At 73.6% G+C, this 24,698-nt stretch carries 25 protein-coding genes; 12 read left to right on the plus strand and 13 right to left on the minus strand.

Annotated elements, in window-relative coordinates; genetic code table 11:
* Positions 1-8: 8 nt before the first annotated feature.
* Positions 9-1,274 (minus strand): ABC transporter substrate-binding protein, encoded by a 1,266-nt coding sequence (locus tag AC29IT_RS22420; protein WP_488220011.1) that lies wholly within the window; start codon positions 1,272-1,274, stop codon positions 9-11.
* A gap of 237 nt (positions 1,275-1,511) precedes the next feature.
* Between AC29IT_RS22420 and AC29IT_RS22425 the strand changes: the two genes are divergently transcribed.
* Positions 1,512-1,763: a type II toxin-antitoxin system Phd/YefM family antitoxin gene (locus AC29IT_RS22425; protein WP_488220012.1), complete on the plus strand. Its 252-nt coding sequence runs from the start codon at positions 1,512-1,514 to the stop codon at positions 1,761-1,763.
* The gene (locus AC29IT_RS22430) at positions 1,760-2,011 is read left to right on the plus strand and encodes a Txe/YoeB family addiction module toxin (RefSeq protein WP_488220013.1); all 252 of its coding nucleotides are present in this window, start codon (positions 1,760-1,762) and stop codon (positions 2,009-2,011) included. The genes AC29IT_RS22425 and AC29IT_RS22430 overlap by 4 nt, the downstream gene beginning before the upstream one ends.
* Before the next feature lie 69 nt (positions 2,012-2,080).
* Here AC29IT_RS22430 and AC29IT_RS22435 read toward each other — a convergent pair whose 3' ends face one another.
* From AC29IT_RS22435 to AC29IT_RS22450, 4 genes are all read right to left on the minus strand, one after another.
* Positions 2,081-2,608 carry a YflT domain-containing protein gene (locus tag AC29IT_RS22435; protein WP_358440017.1) on the minus strand — a complete coding sequence of 176 codons (528 nt, stop codon included), beginning with the start codon at positions 2,606-2,608 and terminating at the stop codon, positions 2,081-2,083.
* Positions 2,609-2,686: 78 nt separating this feature from the next.
* Entirely contained in the window at positions 2,687-3,703 is a 1,017-nt protein-coding gene (locus tag AC29IT_RS22440; RefSeq protein ID WP_488220014.1) for a CPBP family intramembrane glutamic endopeptidase, read from the minus strand.
* 8 nt (positions 3,704-3,711) lie between these two features.
* The gene (locus tag AC29IT_RS22445) at positions 3,712-7,419 is read right to left on the minus strand and encodes a patatin-like protein (protein ID WP_488220015.1); all 3,708 of its coding nucleotides are present in this window, start codon (positions 7,417-7,419) and stop codon (positions 3,712-3,714) included.
* A gap of 124 nt (positions 7,420-7,543) precedes the next feature.
* Complete coding sequence (locus AC29IT_RS22450) at positions 7,544-8,503, minus strand: HpcH/HpaI aldolase/citrate lyase family protein (protein ID WP_488220016.1); 960 nt, start codon at positions 8,501-8,503, stop codon at positions 7,544-7,546.
* A gap of 116 nt (positions 8,504-8,619) precedes the next feature.
* On the opposite strand from AC29IT_RS22450, the gene AC29IT_RS22455 reads away from it, so the two are divergent.
* Positions 8,620-9,915, plus strand: coding sequence for a magnesium transporter MgtE N-terminal domain-containing protein (locus tag AC29IT_RS22455; protein WP_358440008.1), 1,296 nt, complete (start codon positions 8,620-8,622; stop codon positions 9,913-9,915).
* On the plus strand, positions 9,908-10,432 hold the full coding sequence (locus AC29IT_RS22460) for a DUF1003 domain-containing protein (RefSeq protein ID WP_488220017.1): 525 nt from the start codon (positions 9,908-9,910) through the stop codon (positions 10,430-10,432). The genes AC29IT_RS22455 and AC29IT_RS22460 overlap by 8 nt, the downstream gene beginning before the upstream one ends.
* A 52-nt stretch (positions 10,433-10,484) precedes the next feature.
* Here AC29IT_RS22460 and AC29IT_RS22465 read toward each other — a convergent pair whose 3' ends face one another.
* Positions 10,485-10,976 (minus strand): MarR family winged helix-turn-helix transcriptional regulator, encoded by a 492-nt coding sequence (locus tag AC29IT_RS22465; protein ID WP_358440002.1) that lies wholly within the window; start codon positions 10,974-10,976, stop codon positions 10,485-10,487.
* Positions 10,977-11,253: 277 nt separating this feature from the next.
* Between AC29IT_RS22465 and AC29IT_RS22470 the strand changes: the two genes are divergently transcribed.
* Positions 11,254-12,390, plus strand: coding sequence for an Mrp/NBP35 family ATP-binding protein (locus tag AC29IT_RS22470; protein WP_358439999.1), 1,137 nt, complete (start codon positions 11,254-11,256; stop codon positions 12,388-12,390).
* 226 nt (positions 12,391-12,616) lie between these two features.
* Here the strand turns inward: AC29IT_RS22470 and AC29IT_RS22475 are convergent, their stop codons facing one another.
* Positions 12,617-13,243 (minus strand): O-methyltransferase, encoded by a 627-nt coding sequence (locus AC29IT_RS22475; RefSeq protein ID WP_488220018.1) that lies wholly within the window; start codon positions 13,241-13,243, stop codon positions 12,617-12,619.
* A 335-nt stretch (positions 13,244-13,578) separates the two neighbouring features.
* Here AC29IT_RS22475 and sigE point away from each other — a divergent pair, with 335 nt between their 5' ends.
* The 4 genes from sigE to tatB all read left to right on the plus strand — a co-directional run bounded on the left by sigE (position 13,579) and on the right by tatB (position 17,241).
* The gene (gene sigE, locus AC29IT_RS22480; RefSeq protein WP_358439994.1) at positions 13,579-14,166 is read left to right on the plus strand and encodes an RNA polymerase sigma factor SigE; all 588 of its coding nucleotides are present in this window, start codon (positions 13,579-13,581) and stop codon (positions 14,164-14,166) included.
* The gene (locus AC29IT_RS22485; protein WP_488220019.1) at positions 14,163-14,909 is read left to right on the plus strand and encodes a zf-HC2 domain-containing protein; all 747 of its coding nucleotides are present in this window, start codon (positions 14,163-14,165) and stop codon (positions 14,907-14,909) included. The genes sigE and AC29IT_RS22485 overlap by 4 nt, the downstream gene beginning before the upstream one ends.
* Before the next feature lie 140 nt (positions 14,910-15,049).
* Entirely contained in the window at positions 15,050-16,717 is a 1,668-nt protein-coding gene (locus tag AC29IT_RS22490; protein WP_358439988.1) for a trypsin-like peptidase domain-containing protein, read from the plus strand.
* Between the two features lie 104 nt (positions 16,718-16,821).
* Entirely contained in the window at positions 16,822-17,241 is a 420-nt protein-coding gene (tatB, locus tag AC29IT_RS22495; RefSeq protein ID WP_358439986.1) for a Sec-independent protein translocase protein TatB, read from the plus strand.
* Here tatB and AC29IT_RS22500 read toward each other — a convergent pair.
* Positions 17,220-18,446, minus strand: coding sequence for an MFS transporter (locus AC29IT_RS22500; RefSeq protein WP_488220020.1), 1,227 nt, complete (start codon positions 18,444-18,446; stop codon positions 17,220-17,222). The genes tatB and AC29IT_RS22500 overlap by 22 nt on opposite strands.
* A 63-nt stretch (positions 18,447-18,509) precedes the next feature.
* Between AC29IT_RS22500 and AC29IT_RS22505 the strand changes: the two genes are divergently transcribed.
* A complete protein-coding gene (locus AC29IT_RS22505; RefSeq protein WP_488220021.1) occupies positions 18,510-19,448 on the plus strand; it encodes a LysR family transcriptional regulator in 939 nt (312 codons plus the stop codon).
* A gap of 57 nt (positions 19,449-19,505) precedes the next feature.
* Here AC29IT_RS22505 and AC29IT_RS22510 read toward each other — a convergent pair whose 3' ends face one another.
* Positions 19,506-21,083 carry a leucyl aminopeptidase family protein gene (locus AC29IT_RS22510; RefSeq protein ID WP_488220022.1) on the minus strand — a complete coding sequence of 526 codons (1,578 nt, stop codon included), beginning with the start codon at positions 21,081-21,083 and terminating at the stop codon, positions 19,506-19,508.
* Positions 21,084-21,216: 133 nt separating this feature from the next.
* Positions 21,217-21,384: a DUF3117 domain-containing protein gene (locus AC29IT_RS22515; protein ID WP_009949794.1), complete on the minus strand. Its 168-nt coding sequence runs from the start codon at positions 21,382-21,384 to the stop codon at positions 21,217-21,219.
* Positions 21,385-21,759: 375 nt separating this feature from the next.
* Here AC29IT_RS22515 and AC29IT_RS22520 point away from each other — a divergent pair, with 375 nt between their 5' ends.
* Positions 21,760-22,548, plus strand: coding sequence for an enoyl-CoA hydratase-related protein (locus AC29IT_RS22520; protein WP_358439974.1), 789 nt, complete (start codon positions 21,760-21,762; stop codon positions 22,546-22,548).
* An 87-nt stretch (positions 22,549-22,635) separates the two neighbouring features.
* On the opposite strand, the gene AC29IT_RS22525 is transcribed toward AC29IT_RS22520, so the two are convergent.
* From AC29IT_RS22525 to AC29IT_RS22535, 3 genes are all read right to left on the minus strand, one after another.
* Positions 22,636-23,091, minus strand: coding sequence for an SRPBCC family protein (locus AC29IT_RS22525; RefSeq protein WP_358439971.1), 456 nt, complete (start codon positions 23,089-23,091; stop codon positions 22,636-22,638).
* A gap of 5 nt (positions 23,092-23,096) precedes the next feature.
* Complete coding sequence (locus AC29IT_RS22530; protein ID WP_358439968.1) at positions 23,097-23,438, minus strand: DivIVA domain-containing protein; 342 nt, start codon at positions 23,436-23,438, stop codon at positions 23,097-23,099.
* Between the two features lie 61 nt (positions 23,439-23,499).
* Positions 23,500-23,838 carry a PadR family transcriptional regulator gene (locus AC29IT_RS22535; RefSeq protein ID WP_358439965.1) on the minus strand — a complete coding sequence of 113 codons (339 nt, stop codon included), beginning with the start codon at positions 23,836-23,838 and terminating at the stop codon, positions 23,500-23,502.
* 340 nt (positions 23,839-24,178) lie between these two features.
* Here AC29IT_RS22535 and AC29IT_RS22540 point away from each other — a divergent pair, with 340 nt between their 5' ends.
* Positions 24,179-24,538: a hypothetical protein gene (locus tag AC29IT_RS22540; RefSeq protein ID WP_358439963.1), complete on the plus strand. Its 360-nt coding sequence runs from the start codon at positions 24,179-24,181 to the stop codon at positions 24,536-24,538.
* Positions 24,539-24,698 lie beyond the last annotated feature (160 nt).

A 24,698-nucleotide genomic window follows, 5' to 3' on the forward strand; every position in this document is an offset into this window, starting at 1 on the left:
GGCGGACGTCACGGCAGCACCCCCCGCGAGTCCAGGGCCTTCTGCACCTCGGTGCGGATCCGCTCGGCGGTGCGCGGCGGGTCGATCCGCGACGCCGGGGACAGCAGCTTCGACAGCACCGTCGAGACGTTCTGGTAGGCGGGCGTGATCGGGCGGATCGCCGGCTCCCGCAACTCGGCGAGGATGGTGTCGCGCATCGGGTACTCGGCGGCCATCTCGGGTGCGGCGTAGACCGATTCGATGGTGGGCGGCACCCCGTCGTGGATCGCGGAGAACCGCTGGCTGTCCGCGCTGCGCAGGCACAGCGCCGCGTCGAAGGACGCGCGCGGGTTCGGCGAGTGGGCGCTGACGGCGAGGTTGAACCCGCCGAGGGTGACCTTGCTGGGCCGCGCCGGGTCGGAGCTCGGGTAGCGGGCCCAGCGGACGTTCCGCGCGAGGTCCGGCGCGTCCTCCTGCATCGACGGGTAGACGAACGGCCAGTTCAGCTGGAACGCCGCGTCGCCCTGCTGGAACTCCAGCCGGACGTCGTCCTCCTGCGAGTTGGACATGGAACGGCTGGTCAGCCCGGAATCGGCGAGGGCCTTGAGCTGCTCCAGCGCCCGCACCACGCCCTCGTCGACCACGGCCCGGGTGCCGTCGTCGGAGATCAGCTTCCCGCCCGCGGAGGCGAGCAGGGTGTTGAACTGCACCACGTAGCCCTCGAACTGGGCGCCCGGGACGAGGATCGTCGACGGCTCGCCCGCGGCCTCGAACCGCTTCGCCTGCTCGATCATCTCGTCCCAGGTGCGCGGGGGCCGGTCCACCACGTCGGAGCGGTACCAGAGCAGCTGCACGTTGGTGTTCTTCGGCGCCCCGAACAGCTTCCCGCCGTAGCGGGCCGAGGCCAGCGGTCCGGCGAGGGTGCCTTCCTCGGCTCGCTGCCGGTCCGCGCCGGTCCACTCGCGGACCCAGCCGGCGCGGGCGAACTCCGCGGTCCAGGTGGTGTCCAGGCCGAGCACGTCCATGCCGTCGTCCTGCGCGGCCAGCCTGCGCACCAGCTGCTCGCGCTGGCCGTCCGCGTCGCGCGGCAGCTTGTGGTAGACGATGCGGTACCGGCCGCCGGCCTGGTCGTTGCACCGGTCCACGACGGTCTGGAGGTTCTCCTCCGGCGCGTAGTACAGGTTGACGACGTCGTCGTGCCGCGGGGCAGCGCAGGCGCTCAGGGCCGAGACGGCCAGCACCGCCGTCCCGCACGCCGCGGCCAGCCGGACCGCGCCCCCAGCGCGTCTGCGCACCCTCACCGTGGTCGGACCTCCCGGTCTGCTCGCGCGCGGGCACGCCGAGGCCGAGTGCCCGCGCCCCGTCGCACGCCACCGCCGCACCGATGATCAGCGCGGTGACAGCAACCTAGGGCGCCGCCGACACCTCCGACAAGCCCCCAACCGTGCGCACCACCGGTGTCCGCGAACGGTGCGGGGTAACGGCACGAGCGGAAGAGGCGTACAACTTCCCGTACGCCGAGGAGGTGGCCGATGAAGACGATGTCCTATTCCGAGTCCCGCGCCAAGTACGCCGAAACGCTGAACTCCGTGGTCGACGACCGCGAGGAGGTCGTGATCACGAGGGCCGGGCACGAGCCGGTCGTCATGGTCGCGCTGGACGACTACGAGTCGCTGAAGGAAACGGCCTACCTGCTCAAGAGCCCGGAGAACGCCCGCAGGTTGCTGGCCTCGATCGAACGGCTGGAGCACGGCGGGGGCACCACGCGGGACCTCGTCGAATGAAGCTCGTCTGGGACGAGAACGCGTGGGCGGATTACGTCTGGTGGCAGACCCGGGACCGCAAGGTCCTCAAGAGGATCAACACGCTGCTCGAGGACGTCGAGCGGAACGGGAACGAGGGCATCGGCAAGCCGGAACCGCTCAAGCACGCGTTCTGGTCGCGCCGCATCACCGATGAGCACCGCTTGGTGTACCGGGTCCAGGAGGACCGGATCCAGATCGCCGCCTGCCGCTACCACTACGGCGGCTGACCGCCGTCCGCCGCGGCGGGATCGCGAACGCGTCCCGGGCGGACGCCACGCCGCCCGGGCCGGGCGAGCTCACGGCGAGGCTTGCGGCCGCATCGCCAGGTGCGCGAGGAGGTTCCGGCCGTGCTCGGCGTGCCGGGGCTGGGCGAGCACGTCGTAGCGCCCCGCGACCAGCTGGCTCGCCGAGGAGAAGTCCCGCCGCCCGCGCATCGCCGCGTACCCGGCCGCGGCGAAGCCGACGCCGATCAGGATGCCACCTGCCAGCCCGGCCAGCATCGAGCTCAGCGCGCCGGTGCCCTGCGGCGCCGCGATGCTCATCACCAGGCCGATCAGCAGCCCGATCCACGCGCCGGAGGCCGCACCCCCGGCCAGCACCTTGCCCCAGGTCAGCTTGCCGGTGACCCGCTCCACGAGCATCAGGTCGACACCGACGATGGTCACCTCCCGCACCGGGAAGTCGGAGCCGGCCAGGTGGTCGACCGCGCGCTGCGCCTCCTCGTACGTGCCGTACGAGCCGATCGGCCACCCCGTCGGCGGGGTGGGCATGCTGCTCGGTGAACCCGGCGCCGGCCGAGCCGAGCCGGAAAACGGGTAGGACACCGCTGACACCTCCGTGGAGCGCACTTCCTGGCGGGACGGCCGAAGCCCGATTCGTCCCCGATCGTCCCCGCCTCCAGGCTACCCCGAGCCCTCGGGCCGGAGATCGTCTTGGGTGGCGGGTCGCAGCGACCACGGCCGCAGCTCCACCCGTCCGCCGGTGACGTTCCACGCGCCGCGCCGCGCGGCCCGCCGCTCCGCCCACCAGGCGTAGGCGAGCACCGCCGCGATGAACGGCAGCACCTCGCCGACGGGGAAGTCCCCGGCCTGCTCGATACCGGGTACCCCGCTGAGGCCGCCGACCAGCAGGCTCAGCACGTTGTTCACCACGTGCAGCGCGATCGCCGCCTCCAGCCCGCCGGTGAGCACCGCCAGCCTGCACATCGCCACCGCCATCACCAGCAGCTGGCACCACACCAGCGGATCGGTGTAGCCGTGGCCGAGCAGGAAGAGGAGCGAGGTCAGCACGATCGCGGGCCACGGGGTGCGGAACCAGGCGCTGACCGCCTGCAGCAGGAACCCGCGGAAGGCGAACTCCTCGGCGGCGCTCTGCACCGGCACCACCACCAGCGCCAGCACCGCGATCCGCGCGTAGTCGGCCCAGCCGGGGAACCCCGTCCCGAACGAGCGGCCGGTGGCCCAGGTCAGCAGCGCCGAGACCGCGAACGCGACGAGGAACACCGCGAGGGCGGCGAGCAGGCACTCCCCGAGCCACCGCCACCGGAACCGGCCGGTGACGCCGATCAGCTGCCGCGGGCTGCGCCGCTGCACCCACAGCGCGGTGAGCACCGCGGCCGGGATCAGCGAGACCAGCGCCCCGAACGAGACGAACAGCAGCGCGAACGGATCCCGCACCAGCGCTTCGACCGAGTTCGGGTCCAGCACCAGCCCGGCGATCCGCAGGTCGCCGAAGCCCGCCGGGTACAGCACGGACGCGCCCAGCACCAGCATCACGGCCAGCAGCAGCACGAACGCCAGCACCGCGAACACGAGCAGCGCCACCAGCGGGCGCCACCAGCGGTGCCGGGCGTCGCGGGCGAGCAGGTGGTACGGGACGCCCGCCGGAGCCGGGTCCGCCGCGGCCGGGTAGTCGTTCACCTCGCTGATCATAGTGTTCGGGGCCCGGCGGCCGGTTCGGCGCGAGCCGCATCCGATCGGGCGGAATCGCCGGCGCTCGTGGGCCCGGTCCGATCGGCGGTGCGCTCCGGGCGTGGTCGCGGCCGCAGCAGATCCACAGTGGACAGCAGCACCATGTGCGCGTAGGCGGCGGCGATCGCGGTGGGCACCAGCCAGCCGACCTCGCCCACTGCCGGGTCCGCCAGCCAGAGCGCGGTGCCGAACACCGCCGCCGACAGCAGGGCCGCCACGGCCCGGCCCCACGGCCGCAGCCCCAGCGAGAGCAGGAAGTTCACCGCCACCGCCGTCAGCGCCAGCCCCTGCGGCCCGAGCGTCAGCCCGGTCTGGGCGACCCACGCCACCGCCGCGGTCACCACCACCGCGGTGATCCCGGCGGGCAGCCAGCGGGCCGCGCCCCGGCCCCGGCTCAGCAGGCGGAAGCCCAGCCACAACGCCGAGACCGCCACCACGACCAGCGCCAGCAGCACGCCCGCGTTCATCTGGAACGGGTCGAAGGTGAACGGCCGCAGCGCGACGGCCGTCGAGGAGTCCGGTGGCAGCACCACTATCCGGTCCCCTGCCGATGCGCCCGGGTACCAGCCCGTGCAGTACGTGGTGCCGTCCGGTCCCGCCGGGAGCCCGGCCGGGCAGCTCAGCGAGACCTCCCGCGTGAACAGCGCGCCGCCCGCCACCGGGGCCACCCCGCTGAGCACCACGGCCGCGGCACCGAGCAGCGCCGCCAGCGCCACCCGGCGCGGCGCGGCCACCGCGAGCACCGCCAGCAGCAGCACCGGCTTCACCACGGTCGTCGCCACCCGCCCCAGCAGCCGCAGCACGCCCGCCGTGCCCGGCCGGACCGCGCGGTAGGCCACCAGCCCGGCGCGGGTCGCGATCGAGGCGAGCCGGGGTTCGCCGAGGTCCGCCACCCGCTCGCGGCCGACCGAGTAGCGCCGCACCTCGCGGGCGAGCGGCTCCGGTTCGGGGACGTCCGGCAGCGCCGGTTCGCCCGGGTCGGCGCCGGGGGCGACGGTCGCGACGAACGGCACCTCTTGGGCGGCGATCGTCCAGTGCAGCCGTTCCACCACGAGTTCCTTGGTGCGGGTCAGCGGGTGCTCGTCGACCGGGTCGGCGAACATGGCCGCCAGCTCGGCGCGCACCTGGTCGGCATCGCGCTCCCACAGCTCGGCGAGGAACGCCCGCCACCGCTCGGATTCCGCGGCGTCGCCGAGCTCGGCGCGGGTCGGGGTGGTGACGATCTCCCGGATGCGGTCCGCGATGCCCTCCGGCCCGAGCCCACCGCTGTGCCGCAGCAGCCGCGCCGGGACCAGCAGCAGCCCCACCAGCGCCGAAGCCGAGTCCAGCCGCCCCCACATCCAGTCGTTCGCCCGCCACCGCGCGGACAGGAACGCGCCGAAGTTGCCCAGGTCGCCACCGCGCACCTTGTCCTCGACGTGCAGCTCGCCGCCGGTGCGCAGCGCGTCGAACGGCAGCGGGGAGCGGGCATCGCTGACGACCCGCAGCAGGTTGATCCGGTCCCCCGGCGACCGCCCCACGTCCAGCGGCGCGGTGAGCACCACCAGCGCGCGCAGCACCGCGGCGCGCTGCTCGGTGCGCTCCAGCAGCGCGTAGCCGACCTGCTCGGGGGAGGCGGCGCGCTCCGGGGAGCGGGCGGGCAGCCGGGAATGCTCGGGCGGTCCGGCGGGCCGCGTGCCGAACCGCTCGTCGTCCCCGCGCGGCGGGGCGGCGGCGGCCAGCCGGTCCGCGATGCGGTGCAGCACCACCCGCGCCTCCGCGACCGCGTCCACCCCGTGCTCGTCGTCCGGGACCGCGTCGGCGCCGGAGGACTCGGCGATCGAGGAGAGCTCGGCGGCGAACTCCTCCAGCGCGCGCTGGAACCGCTCGCCCCGGTCGATCTCGTCGAGGACCGCACCGAGCAGCGGCCGCACCGGGGACGGCAGCCGGTGCTGCAACCGGTCGCGGCGGTCCGCGACGCGCAGCACCCAGTCCGACATCTCCCCGAGCTCCACGATCGGTTCCAGCCGGGCGCCGTCCACCCAGTACCGGTCGGCGTGGCCCTCCAGGACCTGGGTGAAGGTGCGCAGCCGGTACAGCTCCGACTTGCAGCGCCCGATCACCGGCAGCTGCTCCGCCGCGGCCCAGCGGCCGATGTCCCGCGCCCAGTCCAGGCATTCCTGGACCCCGGAGTTCAGCGCGCGCACGTCGTCGAACACCGCCCGCGGGTTCGCCGCCGCCAGCCCGGCCAGCCCGACGCCGAGCCGCCGCCCCAGCACGGTGCGGACCTGCGGGGACCAGCCCGCGAGCGGTTCGCCCACCACCGGTGGCAGCAACCTGCCGTCCTCGCTGCCCGCCGGTTCGACCAGCAGCCGCACCACGGCTTGGGCGTCCAGCTCGGCGCGCACCACCGCGTACTCCGCTTCGATCCGCGCGGCCTCGGCCAGCAGCACCGCTTCGCGGTCGACGGCCTCGGCGGCCAGCAGCGGCGCGAACACCGATCTGCGGCGCAGTTCGGTGCGCTGCACCGCGGCGTTGTGCTCGTCGAGGGCGTGGATGTCGGCCAGCAGCGACTCCTGCGACATGCGCGCGCTCATCGCGGTGGAGGCCACCGGCAGCGCCAGCTGCCTGCTCAGCGGCCTGCCCTCGCCGACCGTCTCCGGTTCCGGGTTGAGGTACAGCAGCCAGCGCGCGCTGGGCCGCTCGGTGGGTACCGCGGCCATCGCCTCCACCGCCGCGGCCACCGGGATGTTGTCCAGCACGCCACCGTCGATCACCCGGTACGGCCGGGGATCGGTGGTCGTCTCGGAGAACACGCCGAGCATGTCCGGCTGCCCGGCCGGGGCGCCGCCGACGCTCGCGTGCACCTGCGCCGGTTCGAACGCGAACGGGAACGAGGAGGTGGCGCGCGCGGCCTGCGCCATCCGCAGCGCGGTCGCCGGGAAGTCGGGCCCGGTGCCGAAGTCCGACAGCGGCTGCCCGGAGCGGCCGCGGTGGCGGAACCGGAACATCGCGGTGCGGCGCTGCTCGACCAGCGGACCGGAGCGGCCGTCGAAGTGCCGCTCCAGCACCGGATCCAGCAGGGTCGCGGTGAGCAGCAGCTCCAACCGGGACCCGAGGTTGCGGGCGTCCCGCGGCGGCGGGGTCAGCTCGGTGATCAGCCGGGCCAGTTCGGCGCGGAAGTAGTCGTCGCCCTCCAGCAGCGAATCGGGGCGGCGGTGCCAGAACTTCGGCACCGCGCGGCTCATCGCCTCCAGGTCCGCCAGCCGCACCCACAGCTCGCGCATGTCCTCGAACGGCATGCCGTAGACGATCGAGGCGGCCAGCAGCGACGCGTTCAGCCCACCCGCCGAGGCACCGGCGAGCACGTCCACCGACACCGACTCGTAGCCGGCGAGCCCGGCCAGCGCCGACCACGGGTGCTCGGCGTCCACATCGGTGCGCTCCGCCCGGGGCGGTTCGACCCGGCCCGCCCGGTCGGCGGCCGCCCGGTCCACCGCGGGCCGGTCCGAGCGGGACGTCGCGCAGCGCAGCAGGTCGATCTCGGCGACGGCACCGCCGATCCACACCGCGAGGCTCGCCCCGCCGCGCATCGCCAGCGCCAGCCGGAGTTCCTGATCGTTCTCCGCGCCCGCGCGGCGCGGCGCGCCCGGTTCGGCCTCGCCGGGCCGTTCCTGATCCACCACGTCGCCGCCCCCTCGGTCGACCCGCACGCCGGGGCCGGTTCGTCCAGCGGCGGCCACCGGCGATCACTGTTGATCAGAACGTACCGCGCCGCACCGACCCCGGGATCGCCCACACGGGCGGTGATCACCCGGTTGGCGGGCTCCAGCGGTCCGTTCGGGACATGCCCGCGGCGCGGCCCTTGCCCGCGATGACCAGTGCCATCTTCCGGGAGGCCTCGTCGATCATCTCGTCGCCGAGCATCGCCGCACCGCGCTTGCCGCCCGCCTCCGAGGTGTGCCACTCGTAGGCGTCCAGCACGTTCTCCGCGTGGTCGTAGTCCTCCTGGCGCGGCGAGAACAGCTCGTTCACCACGTCCACCTGCGTCGGGTGCAGCACCCACTTGCCGTCGAAGCCCAGCGCCGCGGACCGGCCGCCGACGCGCCGCAGCCCCTCGACGTCCTTGATCGCCAGGTACGGCCCGTCGATCGCCTGCACGTCGTGCGCCCGCGCCGCCATCAGCATCCGCATCAGCACGTAGTGGTAGGCGTCGCCGACGTCGTAGCCGGGGGGCTGCTCGCCGACCACCATGGACCGCATGTTGATCGAGGCCATGAAGTCGGCGGGGCCGAACACCAGCGCTTCGACGCGCGGTGACGCGGACGCGATGGCGTCCACCTCGACCAGGCCGCGCGCGTCCTCGATCTGCGCCTCGACTCCGATCCGGCCGACCTCCAGGCCGGTGGCGCGCTCCACCTGGGTCAGCGTCAGGTCCAGCCAGCGCACGTGGTCCGGGGTGGACACCTTCGGCAGCACGATGGTGTCCAGGTTCTCCCCGGCGGTCTCCACGACCTCCACCACGTCCCGGTAGGTCCACTGCGAGGTGAGGTCGTTGACCCGGACCGAACGGATCTTGCCGTCCCAGCCGCCCTCGTTCAGCGCGGCCGCCACCCTCCCGCGGGCCTCCGCCTTCGCCAGCGGGGCCACCGCGTCCTCCAGGTCCAGGAAGAACGAGTCCACCGCCAGTCCGCGGGCCTTCTCGATCATCTTCGCGCTGGAGCCGGGAACGGCCAGGCAGCTGCGGCGGGCACGTCGGCGATCGACCACGGGAACCTCCTCATCGGGCACGGGCACCCAGGTCTCTACCACGATCGGCACCGCGCCGGTTGTGACGCCGGTCGCCGCGACTGCCCGGCGCGGCCCCGGCGATTAGCCTGATCAGCGTGGCAGCCACGACCAGGGTCTACGCAGCGCGGGTCGCGGGGCTCGCCGTGTTCGGCCCGGACGGCGAATCCATCGGCAAGGTGCGCGACGTCGTCGCCGGGCTCCGCGCCGCCGGGCAGCCACCGCGGGTCCTCGGCCTGGTGATGGAGATGGCGGCGCGGCGGCGGATCTTCGTGCCGATGCTGCGGGTGGTGCGCGTCGAACCGAACGCGGTCACCCTCGCCACCGGCTCGGTCAACACCCGCCAGTTCCACCAGCGCCCCAACGAGGTGCTGGTGCTCGGGCAGTTGCTGGACGCGAAGGTCACCCTCGCCGCCACCGGCGCCTCCGCGGTGCTGGTGGACGCGGCGCTGGAGCAGACCCGCACCCGCGACTGGCGGATCAGCAGGCTCGCCGTCCGGGAGCGCACCGGGCGGCTCGGCAGGCGCGGGCCGGTGCAGGTCGTCGAGTGGGACCAGATCACCGGGCTCGCCGCCGCCGAGCTCACCGACCGGCCGCAGGGCGTGGCGCAGCTGCTGGCCCTGCTGGACACGATGCGCGCCGTGGACGTGGCCAGCACGCTGCACGAACTCCCCGCGAAGCGCCGCTACGAGGTGGCCGAGGCGCTCGACGACGAACGGCTCGCCGACGTGGTCGAGGAACTGCCGGAGGACGACCAGAAGGACCTCATCGGACACCTCGGCGAGGACCGGGCCGCGGACGTGCTGGAGGCGATGAGCCCCGACGACGCCGCCGACCTGCTCGCCGAACTGCCCGAAGTGGACAAGAACCGGCTGCTGGAGCTGATGGAGCCCGCCGAGTCGGCCCCGGTGAAGCGGCTGCTCGCCTACTCCGCGGACACCGCGGGCGGCCTGATGACGCCGGAACCGGTGGTCGTCGGCCCGGACGCCACCATCGCCGAGGCGCTCGCGATGGTGCGCAACGCGGAGCTGCCGGTGGCGCTGGCCAGCATGGTCTTCGTCTGCCGCCCGCCGTCGGCGACGCCCACCGGCCGCTACCTGGGCTGCGTGCACATCCAGCGGCTGCTGCGCGAACCGCCATCGACGCTGGTGGCGGGCGCGCTGGACACCACGCTGGCCAGCCTGCCGCCGACCGCGACGCTGGCCGAGGTGACCCGCTACTTCGCCGCCTACAACCTGGTGTGCGGGCCGGTGCTCGACGACCAGGAGCACCTGATCGGCGCGGTCACCGTGGACGACGTGCTCGACCACCTGCTGCCGGAGAACTGGCGGGAGAGCGGACTGCCGGACGACCGGCGTTCCCCGGACGCACCGAAAGCGAGCGACGATGCCTGAACTGCTGTCCCGGCGGCGCCTGGACCAGCCCCGGATGCCGCGCCGGTTCTCCGTGGACTTCGACCCGGAGCTGTTCGGCCAGATCTCCGAGCGCGTCGCCCGCTTCCTCGGTACCGGCAAGTTCCTGTTCTGGATGACGGTGTTCGTGATCAGCTGGATCGGGATGAACCTGTTCGCGGTGGGCCTGCGCTGGGACCCGTACCCGTTCATCCTGCTGAACCTGGCGTTCTCCACCCAGGCCTCGTACGCGGCGCCGCTGATCCTGCTGGCGCAGAACCGGCAGGACGACCGGGACCGGGTCTCGCTGGAGGAGGACCGGGCGCGGGCCGAGCAGACGAAGGCCGACACCGAGTACCTGGCGCGGGAGCTGGCGGCGCTGCGGCTGGCCATCGGCGAGGTCGCCACCCGCGACTACCTGCGCGGCGAGCTGGACCGGCTGCGCGACGAGCTGCCCGGCACGGAGAGCCCGAGCGCCCGGCGCCGCCGCCAAGGCGCGGAGGGGCGCGAGGAAGGCTGACCGCCGCGCCCGGACCGCGGCCGCACCCGGGGCGCGGCCGCGAGCGTGTCGGTCAGGCCTGGGCGCGTTGTCCCGGCGGTGCGGGAACGCCGCCCGCGGCGAGCTTCTCGCAGGTGCGGGCGAACTCCTCCAGCTCCCGCGGCTCAGTCACCGAAAGGAAGTACTGGGTCACTCCACCGAGGTGCGTACCGGATGCGGTGCGCAACCGGCCCTCGCCGGCTTCGGTGATCACCGCGAGCACTCCTCTGCCGTCCGAATCGACCCGGACGCGGCTGACCAGACCGATCCGCTCCAGGCGGTCGACCAGTCTCGTCACGCCCGACCTGGACAGCAGCACGGCGTCCGCGAGCTCGGTCATGCGCAGCCTGCGCTCGGGCGCTTCGTACAGCGCGTGCAGCACGTCGTAGGCGGCCAGCGTCAGCCGCTGCTCGGCGATCAGATCCCCTTCCAAGCAGCGCGTGACGCGGGCGTGCGCGCGCAGGAAGGTCCGATAGGCGAGCAGCTCGCCACGAGTGGGTAATCGATCAAGACCCGTCTCGGTCACGATGAGTGATACTACGGAGGGCAGTCACACGAATGCGAAGTGCCCCCACATTTCCCGGATGTGAGCACGTCGGGGCCGGTGCCTGGAATAAACCAGCGCACAGGGCTGTTCAGGCGGCTCCGAGAGCACTCGCGGCGGCCACCAGGGCGCCCCGGCGGGCCGTCACGCGCTGCGCACCTCGCCGGTGTTCCCGGAGCTACCGGCCCGTAACATCGTGGGCCGGTCCGTAGCATCGAGGGCAAGCACAGCCGCAGGAAGGGTCGGTGTCACCGCAACCGTGACCAGCACGCACTCCGCTCCCACCGAAGAGGCCGTCCGCCAGGCCCTCACCCAGGTCGAGGACCCGGAGATCCACAAGCCGATCACCGATCTCGGCATGGTCAAGTCCGTGGCCGTCGAGGATGGCGCGGTCTCCGTCGGCGTGTACCTGACGGTCCAGGGCTGCCCGATGCGCGAGACGATCACGCAGCGGGTCGAGACCGCGGTCGGTGCCGTCGAAGGCGTGCGGGCGGTGACCGTCGAGCTCGACGTGATGAGCGACGACCAGCGCTCCGAGCTGCGCAAGAAGCTGCGCGGCAACGCCGACGAACCCCGCATCCCCTTCGCCGAACCCGGCTCGATGACCCGGGTGTACTGCGTGGCGTCCGGCAAGGGCGGCGTCGGCAAGTCCAGCGTGACGGTGAACCTGGCCGCCGCGATGGCCAAGCGCGGGCTGTCGGTCGGCGTGGTCGACGCCGACATCTACGGCCACTCCGTCCCGCGGATGCTCGGCTCCGGCGGCAAGCCCACCCAGGTCGAGAAGATGATCATGCCGCCGCAGGCGCACGGCGTGAAGGTCATCTCGATCGGCATGTTCACCCCCGGCAACACGCCCGTCGTGTGGCGCGGGCCGATGCTGCACCGCGCGCTGCAGCAGTTCCTCTCCGACGTCTTCTGGGGCGACCTGGACGTGCTGCTGCTGGACCTGCCGCCCGGCACCGGCGACATCGCGCTGTCCACCGCCCAGCTCATCCCGAACGCCGAGATCCTCGTCGTCACCACCCCGCAGCAGGCCGCCGCCGAGGTCGCCGAGCGCGCGGGCGCCATCGCCATGCAGACCCGGCAGCGGCTGGCGGGCGTCGTGGAGAACATGTCCTGGATGGAACTGCCCGACGGCCAGCGCATGGAGATCTTCGGCAGCGGCGGCGGGCAGATCGTCGCCGACTCGCTCAGCCGCGCCGTCGGCTCCGAGGTCCCGCTGCTGGGCCAGGTGCCGCTGGACACCCGGCTGCGCGAAGCCGGCGACAGCGGGACCCCGCTGGTCGTGGAGGCCCCCGAGTCGCCTGCCGCGCAGGTACTCACCGACGTCGCCAAGCGGCTCTCCACCCGGGCCCGCGGCCTCGCAGGCCAGCTGCTGTCGGTCTCCCCGGCCTGATCGACCCGCGGACGCCCGCCGACCCCGAACCCGGGGCGGCGGGCGTTCTCGCGTTCGGGGGCGGTCGACGCCGTGCGGCGGCCGGCGCGGTGACAGCAGTGCAGCGGTCACTGCACCACGACGGTCAGCGCACCCCGGCGGTCAACGCACCGCGACAGCCAGCGCACCCTGGCGGTCAACGCACCGCGACAGCCAGCGCAGCCCGGCGGTCAGCGCGCCACCGCGGTCACTGCTGTTCGGTGCGAGCGATGGCCAGCAGGCCGTCGCCGACGGGCAGCGCCACCGGCACCAGCGATTCGTCCGCGCGCACGGCCCTGGTCAGCTCGCGCAGCGCCTGGGCGCGCGGCTCCTGCCGCTGCGCGGCGTCGACCGGCCCGGCGAACACGATGGCCCCGCCCGGGCGCAGCAGCGGCGCGCCGAGTTCGAGGAACACCGGGTACTTGGTGGGCATCGCATCGACGAACACCAGGTCGTAGGCACCCTCGGTGAGCTTGGGCAGCACCCGCTCGGCCAGCCCGGCGATGAACCGGGTGCGGGAGCGGGGCACGCCTTCGGCCCGCAGCGCCTCGCGCGCGATGTGCTGCGCGGCGGCGTCGATGTCGATCGAGGTCAGCACCCCCTCGGGCACCATGCCGCGGAGCAGCCAGCTCGCCGAGGCGCCCGTGCCGGAGCCGACCTCGACGACGGATTTCGCGCGCAGCACGGTCGCCAGGAAGCGCAGCGCGGCGCCCGCGGACGCGTCGATGGACTCTTCCGCTGGGTCGGCCACCTGCCCGATGGATCCGCGGGCGTCGCCGAGCATGCTGCCCGGCCGGTCCAGGGGACCGGTGCCGATCGACGTCTCGGGTATCACGAGGCGCAAGATTATCTTCAGCGGGCGGTTCGGTTGCCCCTGTTCGGCACATCGTTAGACGGCTGTTTCCGGTATCACGTCCGATCTTGGGCCGATCAGGTGAACGTCAGGTTCTCAGGCTGCTCTCAGGGCCTTTTCATCCGTCCCTCACGAGCGCGCGCGAGAGTGGGTTGCGACCGGGAGCGGACCGCCGCTCCCCGCAACGAGGGCAGCACGCGGAACGCGCGCCCCACCGGCCCCGCCCGGCCTCGGCCGGGAACAAACCGGCGATCGCGTTCGTTCCCCGGATGCACACGCCGCAGGAGGTGGCTTCTCGTCCGATGCCAACACAGTCGATGAGTCCGGCCGTTCGAGCCGACCAGCACGCCGTCGCCACCGCACCCGTCGCGGAGGCGACGTGGACGCCGCCGTCCTGGGACGAGGTGGTCCGGGAGCACGCCGACCGGGTGTACCGGCTGGCGTACCGGCTCACCGGCAACCAGCACGACGCCGAGGACCTCACGCAGGAGACGTTCATCCGCGTCTTCCGCTCGCTGGCGTCCTACAAGCCCGGCACCTTCGAGGGCTGGCTGCACCGGATCACCACGAACCTGTTCCTGGACATGGCCCGGCGCCGCTCCCGGCTGCGCATGGAAGGCCTGCCCGAGGACACCGACCGGCTGCCCAGCACCGGCCCCAGCCCCGAGCAGGTGTTCTACGACACGCACCTGGACCCGGACCTGCAGGCAGCGCTGGACGAGGTGCCGCCGGAGTTCCGCGCGGCCGTGGTCCTGTGCGACGTGGAAGGGCTGTCGTACGAGGAGATCGGCACCACCCTCGGGGTGAAGCTCGGTACTGTGCGCAGCAGGATCCACCGCGGCAGGCAGATGTTGAAGGCCACGTTGGAAGCCAGGCGGGAGCAGGCTCGGGAGGACTCGGCATGACGGCTCGGCGAGGGTGGGGGCTGTCCGAACAGCACCTCGCACTGGACGCGCTCGTGGCATTCGTGGACGGGGAGCTCACCGCCAACGCCCACGACCGCGCGGCCGCCCACCTCGCCAGGTGCCCGGCGTGCGCGGCCGAGGCCACCGCCCAGCGGCAGGCACGGGCGGCGGTGCGCTCCGCATCCTGCCCGTCGATGTCCGCCGGGCTCCTGCAAGCGCTGCAGTCGATCCCGTCGAGCGCCGAACTCCCCGCCCAGCCCGACGGGCTGGCGCTGACCGAAGAGGGGCAGCTCGTCGCGATCAACCCGGGCGCACGACCGGGCCGGTTCGGTTCCGGCGCGGCGCTCGGTTCCAGCACTCCCCTCGGCGGCGGCAGGCAGCCGATGGGGTCGAGCACGCCGCTCGGCTCGGCGCAGTCCGAGGAACCGCGTGGTGGGCGCGGCAGGCGAGCGGGTGCGGGCGTGGTGTTCTCCGGGCTGGTGCTCGGCGCCTTGGCGCTGGTGAGCATCCCGGACGACCAGCTCCCGCCGACCGACGCGGGTCCGCCGCTGCCGCTGCCCGGCGAGGCCTACGACTCGGCTCTGATCCCCGCTTCGGCGCGGCTGGACGAGCCTCGGACGCCGACCTCGACGGCACCGACGTCCGCCACCTCGCCGGCCCCCACTTCGGGCGCGGCGCCGGGTGCCGAAGCCCCGTTCACGCCGCCCGACGCGCCGCTGGTCTCCGCCTCCACGCAGCCCTGATCATCGGGCCACCGCCCGGCGCCTACGCGGACTTCACCTGGTGCTGGGCAGGATGGGGACGTACCGGTGCGCGGGCGATCACCCACGTGTGATCCACTCGCATCGCCGATGTGTCGACGACTTCGCAGGCCCGGGGAGCGATGAGCGAGCAGCCGAGGAAACCCGCGCAGGAGGCCGATCCGGTGCGGCCCGACGAGGCTCGGCCGCACGACGACCAGCGCCACCAGGTTCCGCCCGCGCCGGACGGCGAAGCGGTGCACCCGTGGCAGCCGGGTTCGGCCGCTCCCGCCCGCGGCGTGCCCGCCGAGGACTTCTCCCGCCCGGACCAGGACGCGCCACCCGCTCCGCAGCAGCCCGCACCGCCCCGGCACCCCGAGGTCGACCCCGCGCAGGCCGCCGCCTTCGGCAGGCCCGACGGCGTCTCCGGCAGCTTCCAGACCGGGAACGACCGCCGCGCGCCCGGCGTCGAGCAGGCCCCTCCCCCACCCGATGCGCTGGTCAAGGCGTTCGGCCGCCCGCAGGGCACGCCCGAATCGCTGCAGCGCGAGCCCGGGGAGACCGCGCCCGCGCCCGCCGCTGACGAGCCCGCCACGTTCTGGAACGACCGCGGCGACCAGGACCCGTGGCGCAACCCGTCGGCGAGCTCCGTGATCGGCCCGCCCGCGGTGTCCGAGGCCGCCCCCGAACCTTCGCCCGAGCCCGGGCCGGGTCCGCTGCTGAGCGCCCGCGAAGTGCTGTTCGGCCGCCGGGTGCGGCCGCGCTCGCTGGCCGCGCTGGCCGGGGTCGCCGTGCTGCTGGCCGGGATCGGCGGCTTCGTCGGGCGGATCACCGCCGAGGAGGGCAACCCGCTGACCAACCCGGACGTGACGCTCGCCGAGGTGCAGCCGGGTGTGGACCGGCCCAGCGGCGGCGTGTCCGCCGTGGCCCGCCGCATCGTGCCTGCCGTGGTCTCGGTCGAGGTGCACGTCGGTGCGCAGGGCGGCAGCGGCTCCGGGGTGGTCATCGACGGCGACGGCTACATCGTCACGAACAACCACGTGGTGTCGATGGCCGCGGACACGCCGGGCGCGACGGTGTCCGCGGTGTTCAGCGACGGCAGCCGGGTGCCCGCCCGGATCGTGGGCCGGGACGTGAAGACCGACCTCGCCGTGATCAAGGTGGAGGTGGCGAACCCGACGGTGGCGCAGCTGGGCCGCTCCGCCGATCTCGCGGTGGGCGACCAGGTGATCGCCGTGGGCTCCCCGCTGGGACTGGCCAGCACGGTCACCACCGGCATCGTCAGCTCGGTGCACCGGCCGGTGCGGCTGGCCGGGGAGGGCACCGACACCAACGCGGTGGTGGACGCGATCCAGACGGACGCGGCGATCAACCCGGGCAACTCGGGTGGCGCGCTCGTCGACGGCAACGGCGCGGTGGTCGGCATCAACAGCGGCATCCGCACCATCGGTTCCGGTGGTGAGGGCGGTTCGATCGGGCTGGGCTTCGCGATCCCCATCGACGACGTGCGGCGCATCGCGCAGGAGCTGATCCGCAGCGGGCGGGCCGCGCACGCGGACCTCGGGGTGAACGCCAAGTCCGTCAACGACGGCACCACCGACGGCGCCCAGGTGCTCAACGTGCGGGACGGCGGTTCCGCGGCCGGGGCGGGCATCGCCGAAGGCGACGTGATCATCCGGGTGGGCGATCGGAAGGTGAGCACCGCGGACGAGCTGGTGGTGGCGACCGATCGGCACCGCGTCGGCGAGACCGTGCCGGTGACGGTGGTGCGCCAGGGCCGCGAGCTGGTGCTGGACGTGGCACTGCGCTGATCGCGCGCAGTTCTGGGAAAAGTGGCGTTTCCACCGGGCCCCGGCCGATGGGTAGGCTGGGTCCGGCGCGCAGCGCCACGCACGGGAGCGAAAGGTGATCCGAGGTGTTCGACAGCATCGGCTGGGGTGAGATCCTGGTCCTCATCGTGGTCGGTCTGTTCATCCTCGGTCCGGACCGGTTGCCCGAGGGCGCCGCGTGGCTGGGCAAGACGATCCGGCAGGTCAAGCAGTACGCCACCGGGGCGAGGGAGCACCTGCGCTCCGAGCTGGGCCCCGAATTCGACGAGCTGCGCAAGCCGTTGGAGGACCTGCGCGGCATCCGCGACTTCAACCCGCGCAGCGCGGTCACCAAGCACCTGTTCGACGGGGAGAACCCGCTCGACCCGCCGCTGAACGGGAACGGGACCGGCACGAACGGCAGCGGTACCGCCGCGAAGCCGCCGACCCCGGCCGCGCAGCCCCCGAAGCCGCAGCAACCGCTGGAGCAGGGCGAGCGCCCCCCTTACGACTCCGACGCGACCTGAGCCTGAGCCGCCACCGGCTCCGCCCGCGCGGTTTCGGCGCGCCTGCCGCGCAGCACCGCGAGCCCGGCCAGCAGCATCGAGCAGCCGAGCACGATCGACATCCCGTTCCAGCCCCAGGCCGCGTAGGCGATGCCGCCGACCACGCCGCCGACGCTGCTGCCGCCGTAGTACGCGAGCTGGTACATCGCCGAGGCCTGGCCGCGCGCCGACGGTGACGCGAGCACTCCCACCCAGCCGCTGGCCACCGAGTGCGCCGCGAAGAACCCTCCGGTGAACACGACGAGCCCGGCCAGGATCACCACCAGGTTCCCGGCCAGCATCAGCAGCAGCCCCAGCAGCGCGGTGCCCAGCCCGGTCAGCAGCACCAGCCGCCGCCCCCACCGGTCGGCGAGCCCGCCCGCGACCGCGGAGGTCACGGTGCCCGCCGCGTAGGCCAGGAACGCGAGCGCGGCGAGCGCGGGCGGCACCGACAGCGGCGGTTCGACCAGCCGGAACCCGAGCACGTTGTAGACGGCCACGAACGCGCCCATGCCGAGTGCGGCGACGAGGAACGGCGGCCGCAGCGCCGGATCGGTGGCAGCGGCCCGCACGCCGACCAGCAGCGGCTTCCAGCGCAGTTCCTGGCGCCGCTGGTGGCGTTCCTTCGGCAGCAGCAGCACGAAACCGACGGTGCAGATCCCGGCGAGGACGGCGACGGCCGCGATCCCACCGGCCCACCCCGCGTAGTCCCCGGCGATGCCGCCGAGCAGCCGACCGGACATGCCGCCGACGGTGGTGCCCGCGACGTAGAGGCCCATCGTGGTGCCGAGGTCGCGCCCGCCCGTCTCGTCGGCGAGGTAGGCGGCGGCGACGGCGGCGATGCCCGCCACGGCCGCGCCCTGCACCAGCCGCAGCGCGACCAGCAGCGGGAAGTTCCCGATGAACGGCAGCAGCACGCCGATCGCTTCGGCGAGCAGCAGCGAGCCGACCATGATCCGCCGCCTGCCGTACACCTCGGACAGGGTGCCGAGCGGGATCGCCGCGATCGCCAGGCCGAGGGTGCCCGCCGAGACCAGCAGGGCCACGGTGCCGGGCGCGAGGCCGAAGGCGTCGGCGAACTGCGGCAGCACCGGTTGCGGGGCGTACAGCAGCGCGAACAGGGCCAGTGCGCCGATGAGCAGCGCGATCCTGATGCGGCGGATGCGGTTCAGGTCGTCGGTGAGCACATCGGCGACCGTAAGCCGAGCTAATTAATGCGTCCAATGCGCCGGAGGCCCACAATTCATGCCGTGCCGCATGAATCAGAGCCGCCGCTGGACGCCGCCCAGCTCACCGCCGATCTCGCCCCGACGCTGGACCTGCTGCGCACGGTCGCCGCCGAGGGGCATCTCACACGCGCGGCGGCCCGGCTCGGCGTCCCGCAGCCCACGGTGAGCCGCGCGCTGGCCAGGATCGCCGACCGCCTCGGCACCGACGTCGTCACGAAGGAGGGGCGCGGTGTCCGGCTCACCCGCACCGGGGCGCAACTGGCGGCCGCCGCCGAGCACGCCTACGCGGAGCTGGCGGACCGGTGCCGCGAGGTGGTCGAGGAGCTGGACCCGGACCGCGGCCGCATCTCGCTCGGCTTCCAGCACACCATGGGCAGCGCCCTCGTCCCGGAGCTGATCCGCGGTTTCCGCGCCGAGCATCCCGGGGTGCGGTTCCGGCTCGTGCAAGGGGCCAGGGACGACATGCTGGCGGGCGCCCTGGACGGCCGGCTCGACCTGTGCCTGGTCTCGCCGCTGCCGACCGGCGCCGAGTGGCGGTCGGTGGCGGTGGCGCGCGACGAGCTGGTCGCGGTGGTGCCACCCGGCCATCCGCTGGCCGAGCGCGCGGAGGTGCGGTTCGCGGAGCTGGCCGCCGAGGAGTTCGCGCTGATGAGCCCGGGCTACGGGTTGCGGCACATCGTCACCGAGCTCGCCGAGGCGGCCGAGGTGCCGCTGCGGCCCAGCTGGGAAGCGGAGGAGGTCGGCACCCTCCGCGGCCTGGTGGCCGCCGGTCTCGCCGTCACGCTGCTCCCCCGGGCCTTCGGTGGCGAGGTGGCGGGCACGGTGGAGATCTCGCTGTCCCCGGCCGCGCACCGCACGGTCGGGATGGCCTGGCCGGCCGGCCGCACCCCGCCGCCGGTGGTGCGCGCGTTCCGCGACCACGCCACGTCCCGGCCCGGAACGGTCACGTCCCTGCCCTGAACGGCAGCGATCCCGCGGGGATCGGGTCCACCGCGGGATCGCTCCGGCCCGGCTACGTCATCCGGCCAGCGAGGCGGCCAGTTCGACGAGGGTGCGGGCCGCGAAACCGGTCGCGCCCGGCACGACCTCGTCGTAGGACTTGTCCGCGCGCCCCGGGCCCGCGATGTCCAGGTGCGCCCACGGCACGTCGCCGGTGAACTCGCGCAGGAACAGCGCGGCGGTGATCCCGCCCGGCCCCTGCGGCGCCTGCCGCACGTCGGCGAGCTCGCCGCGCACGTCGGCCGCGTGGTCCTCCAGCAGCGGCATCGGCCACCAGGACTCGCCGACCCGCTCGCCCGCCTCCCGCAGCGACCGGCCGAGCCGCTCGTCGGTGCTGAACAGGCCACCGGTGCGCAGCCCGAGCGCGACCTTCATCGCGCCGGTCAGCGTGGCCACGTCCACGAGGTAGTCCGGTTCGAGCCGGTCCACCGCGTAGGCCAGCGCGTCCGCGAGCACCATGCGCCCTTCGGCGTCGGTGTTGCCGACCTCGGTGGTCTTCCCGCCGTAGTGCCGCACCACGTCACCGGGCCGGTAGCTGCTGCCCGACACGTGGTTCTCCGCGGACGGCACCAGCGCCGTCACCCGCACCGGCAGCCGCAGCCGGGCGATGGACAGCAGGGCGCTGAGCACCGCGCCGCCGCCTGCCATGTCGGTGCGCATCAGGTGCATGCCGTCGGCGGGCTTCAGCGACAGCCCGCCGGTGTCGAAGGTGATGCCCTTGCCGACCAGCACCAGGTGCGGACCGGACTTCACGCCTTCCGGACGCCACGCCAGTTCCAGCAGCCGCGGCGGGCTCACCGATCCGCCCCCGACGGCGAGCAGGCCGCCGAAGCCCTTGTCCGCCAGCCACTTCTCGTCCCGCACGGTCGCGGTGACGCCCTGCAGCGGACCCGCGAGCGCGGTGCCCGCACCGGCCAACCAGGCCGGGTTCTTCACGTTCGACGGTGCGTTGGCGAGGTCCCGGGTCAGCGAGGTGGCCGCGGCCAGCTCCTCCGCCCGGGCCACGGCCACGCGGAACGCGTCCGCGTCCGCCCCGCCGGGAACCACCAGTAAGGCCTTGCGCATCCGCGGCGCGGCCGGTTCCGCCGACACCCGGAACCGGTAGTCGCCCAGCGACACCCCGAGCGTCAACGCCGAGACGAGCTCGACGTCGGCGTCCGCGGGCAGCAGCACCTGGACGTACTCCGCGTCGGCCGCATCGCCCAAGTCCGCGGGGTCGTCGTCCGAGGCGACCCCTTCGCCAAGCTTGGCGCGCGCCGCCCGCGCGATCGACGCGCCGATCGCGCGCCAGTGGCCGGGTTCGCCGGAGCCCACCCCGACGGCCCAGCCGAACCGCCCGTCGGCCAGCGGAACCGTGCGCACCTCGCCCACGGATGCGGTCACGCCCAGCGCTTCGAGCAGCGCGACGTCCACTCCCCACGGTTCGGCCGCTGCGGCCAGGTCGGGCCCGGAGACCCCGTCGAACACCGGCACCGCCGTCGGCACGCCGTCCCGCCACCGCGAGACCACGTCCACTTCGACCAGTGCCGTCGGGATCACCGGGAGCGCTGTCTGCTCCGGCGACCGCGACGAACCGAACACCGAGGAATCGGACACGGATTGAGATCCTTCCCGCACTCAAAGAGAAAAGGCCGTCTCGGCCACTCCACGGACACCGGCTCCGGCATCGAACTCGGATGCCAGAGCCGGTGAGACGATCGGGTGCACGCCGATCGCTTGCGCAGCGGCCTCAGCCGGTGGCAGATTCCAGGGCATCGCCCAGGTTCTTTGCCTCCTCCACCGACATCTCGACGACGAGCCGCCCACCGCCCTCAAGGGGGACGCGCATTACGATGCCGCGACCCTCCTTCGTCACCTCGAGGGGACCGTCACCGGTCCGGGGCTTCATGGCCGCCATAGCGTGCTCCCTCCGTGAACTCTTCCCACCCACTGATCGCCCACAACCAGCCGGGTCCGGTCCCATTCTCCCCCATCCGGACGCAGCCGCGAAACCGAACCGATCAACTCGTGTCGCTGTTGCGCTGGTCGAATGCCCGTGGCAGGTGGCAGACTCAGGCTCCGTGCGGGCTTTTTCCGGGCTTTTCGGCTCTCCGCACGGCCACCCGTGCGGGCGTCGTGCGGCGGCAGCGGCATTCCCGGCCGACCGTCCAGTCAGGACCTCCTCCGCGCCGCGCTCCGTGATCGACCCGGCACCGCCCGTGCGCGGTCCACTGTGGATGCGCTGGTCAGGGCGGCCGCGGCCCGCACCTCCCAGGCGACGAAAGGGCGAGAAGTGTCCGATGTACTGCTGACCCGCGACACCGGTGGCGTGCGACTGCTCACGCTCAACCGGCCGGAGTCGTTCAACGCGCTCAACGTCGAGCTCAAGCTCGCGCTGGTCGGCGCCCTGCGCGAGGCCGCAGCCGACGACGCGGTGCGCGCGGTGGTGCTCACCGGCAGCGGGCGCTCGTTCTGCGCGGGCCAGGACCTCAAGGAGCACATCGCGCAGCTGCAAGCGGACGACCCGAGTCCACTGAAGACGGTGGAGGAGCACTACAACCCGCTGATCAGGGCGGTGGTGACCATGCCGAAGCCGGTCATCTCCGCGGTCAACGGCAGCGCGGCCGGGGCGGGCGCCTCGCTGGCGTTCGCGAGCGACCTGCGGATCGCCTCGGCGGACGCGAAGTTCCTGATGGCCTTCGCCAACGTCGGGCTGTCGACGGATTCCGGCGCGTCCTGGACGCTGCCGCGGCTGATCGGCTACGGACGGGCGATGGAACTGCTGCTGCTGGCCGAACCGGTCGCCGCCGAAGAGGCGCTGCGCATCGGCATGGTCAACCGGGTGGTCGACCAGGGCCAGGCCACCGAGGCGGCGATGGAGCTCGCCGCGCGGATGGCGACCGGCCCCACCAGCGCTTTCGCCCGGATCAAGGAGACGGTCCGCGCGGCGGCCGCCGAGGGCATCGACGAGGCGCTGGACGTGGAGGCGGGCGCGCAGAACGAGGCGGGCAGCACAGCCGACCACCGCGAGGCGGTGGCTGCGTTCGTGGAGAAGCGGACGCCGAACTTCACCGGGCACTGACCCGCGCCGCGGGCCGTCCGCCGGGCGGCCCGCGCCGGATCACCCGGTGCGCTCAAGATCACTCGGCAAGCGCCGGATCACGCCGGATCACCCGGTGCGCGGCCGGTACTCCGGGCAGAACTCGGCGAACCGGTCCAGCGACCGCCGCAGGCCCCAGCTGAACGCGGGCCGCACCACCGGCCACAGCGCGCCGGTCCCGGCGGGCGCCGACAGGTCCTCCCACCACACGAAGGTCGACTCGTCGGCCTTGCAGTGCGCGATCACCCGGAAACCGCCCTCCCCGGACACCAGGGCGCCGGTGTGGCGGACCCGGCAGCACAGCGGCCGCCGCATCTCGATGATCTCCATGGTGTCCAGGAAGCCGACCCCCCGCAGCCCGGTGAACGCGGCCAGCGTGGTGCCGAGGCCGCCGTCGCCGCGGACCACGTGCACCGAGGTGCCGAGCATCCACTCGCCCTGCCGCGACCAGTCGGTCGCCGCCGCCCACACCTGTTCCGGTGCGGCGCGCACCGGTACCTCCAGCCGCAGTTGCGCATTGCCCACCCGACTCACTCCTCCTGGTCGACCGACCGGGCGCGCTGCAGCTGATCGCCCGCGATGTCGAGCTGCCGCTGCAGGACGGCGACCTGGCCGCGCAGGTCGTCGATCTCGTTGGCCAGCCGCTCCAGCGCCCAGTCCACCTCGGCAGCCTTGTACCCGCGCACGACCTGTTGAAACCGCAGCGAGCGCACGTCGGCGCCTTCGACGTCGACGGCGGGCAGTCTGGTCGGCGTCGCTCCGGGCGGCAGCGCCTCCAGCTGCTCCCCCCGCCCGAAGACCAGGGCAGCGAGCAGGTAGATCACCGCGGCGACCACGAGCACGACGAACAGGTAGATCAGCGCACTAGCCACGGTCCGATCGTGGCACGCCCGCCCCGCCGGGCGGCAGCAGACCTCGCCGGTGCGGCCGCGCTCAGCCCTGGGCCGGGATGACCTTGCCTTCGAGGACGCCTTCGATGGCCGAGGTGAACTCGCGCCACGCGCGGCGTTCCGCGCGCAGCGCCTCCGCGCCGGAGGGGGTGAGCCGGTAGGTGCGGCGCTGCCTGCCGCCGACGGTGCTCCAGGCGCTGGTGACGTAGCCGGCGCGCTCCAGCCTGCGCAGCGCCGGGTACACGGTGCCCGTCGGGAGGTCCAGCGCACCACCGCTGCGCTGCTGCAACGCCTCGATGATCGCGTACCCGTGCAGCTGTCTGCCGTCCAGGGTCGCCAGCAGCAGCGCGTCGAGGTGTCCGCGGAGCGCATCAGCCTTCACAGGTAGCGACTCTACGGTCATTCGCCACCACTGTCACCGTTCCGGCACAAGGGGACCTTGGTCCTTTCCCGATTCCTCTGCCGGTGAGTTCGATCACTCACCCGGGTGGTCGGGTTTCGCGGCGAACGGAGCCGTCCCGGTTCCGCCGACCGGCGGGTGGGGAGATCGCGTTTCGTGACCGGCCCGGCGAGACCGTCGCCCCGTTCGTGGGGCATTGCTCGACCGAACGAGTGGATCGATTCACGAGCACCGCATCGCCGCTCCCCGGCGGCAGCACACTGCGGATCACCAGACGCGCCCCGAGCCGGGCGCGTGCCGACGAGGAGGCCAGGAGGTCGGCGTGCGCGACGACAGCGAACGACAAGCCACCGGTTCGATCGACGACCGGGAGGTCGTCCTGCCCGCTCCCCGCCGCAGGCCCGACGCGGCACCGAGCTCGCTGTCGGTCCGGTCGAGCCTCGACGACCTGCGGGTGCGCATCGCCGCGCTGGTGGAGGCGGTGCACAACCTGCCCGCCACCGGCCTGGAGCTGGACGAGGCGCAGTGGCGCATCGACGAGCTCGCCCAGGAGATCAACCGCCCGTACCCGAGTCAGCCGCGGGTGCGCTCCCGCTGGCTGCGGCTCGCCCCGCTGCTCACCGAGCTCGACGCCGCGCTCCCCGTCGCCGCCACCGGCCGGATGATCGACGACGCCTTCTGACCGGCGGTGACCGCACCCGGCGGGTCGTGCCCGGCGTCCGACCGGCGGCGGAGCCGCTGAGCGGCGACCACCTGAGCGGCAGGACCCCGCCCGCCGGATGCTCGCGAGGACGGCGGGCTCTCCCGCGGTCGAGCCGGTGACGGCGGTCCCGCAGCGAGAA

The sequence above is a fragment of the Saccharopolyspora sp. MMCC62 genome, from assembly GCF_057736575.1.

Bases quoted from the DNA above. Each gene is read 5' to 3' on its own strand.
- AC29IT_RS22425 (WP_488220012.1), top strand. From the start codon at position 1,512: ATGAAGACGATGTCCTATTCCGAGTCCCGCGCCAAGTACGCCGAAACG.
- AC29IT_RS22430 (WP_488220013.1), top strand. From the start codon at position 1,760: ATGAAGCTCGTCTGGGACGAGAACGCGTGGGCGGATTACGTCTGGTGG.
- AC29IT_RS22460 (WP_488220017.1), top strand. From the start codon at position 9,908: ATGCCTGAACTGCTGTCCCGGCGGCGCCTGGACCAGCCCCGGATGCCG.
- sigE (WP_358439994.1), top strand. From the start codon at position 13,579: ATGAGTCCGGCCGTTCGAGCCGACCAGCACGCCGTCGCCACCGCACCC.
- AC29IT_RS22485 (WP_488220019.1), top strand. From the start codon at position 14,163: ATGACGGCTCGGCGAGGGTGGGGGCTGTCCGAACAGCACCTCGCACTG.
- AC29IT_RS22490 (WP_358439988.1), top strand. From the start codon at position 15,050: ATGAGCGAGCAGCCGAGGAAACCCGCGCAGGAGGCCGATCCGGTGCGG.
- AC29IT_RS22515 (WP_009949794.1), bottom strand. From the start codon at position 21,384: ATGGCGGCCATGAAGCCCCGGACCGGTGACGGTCCCCTCGAGGTGACG.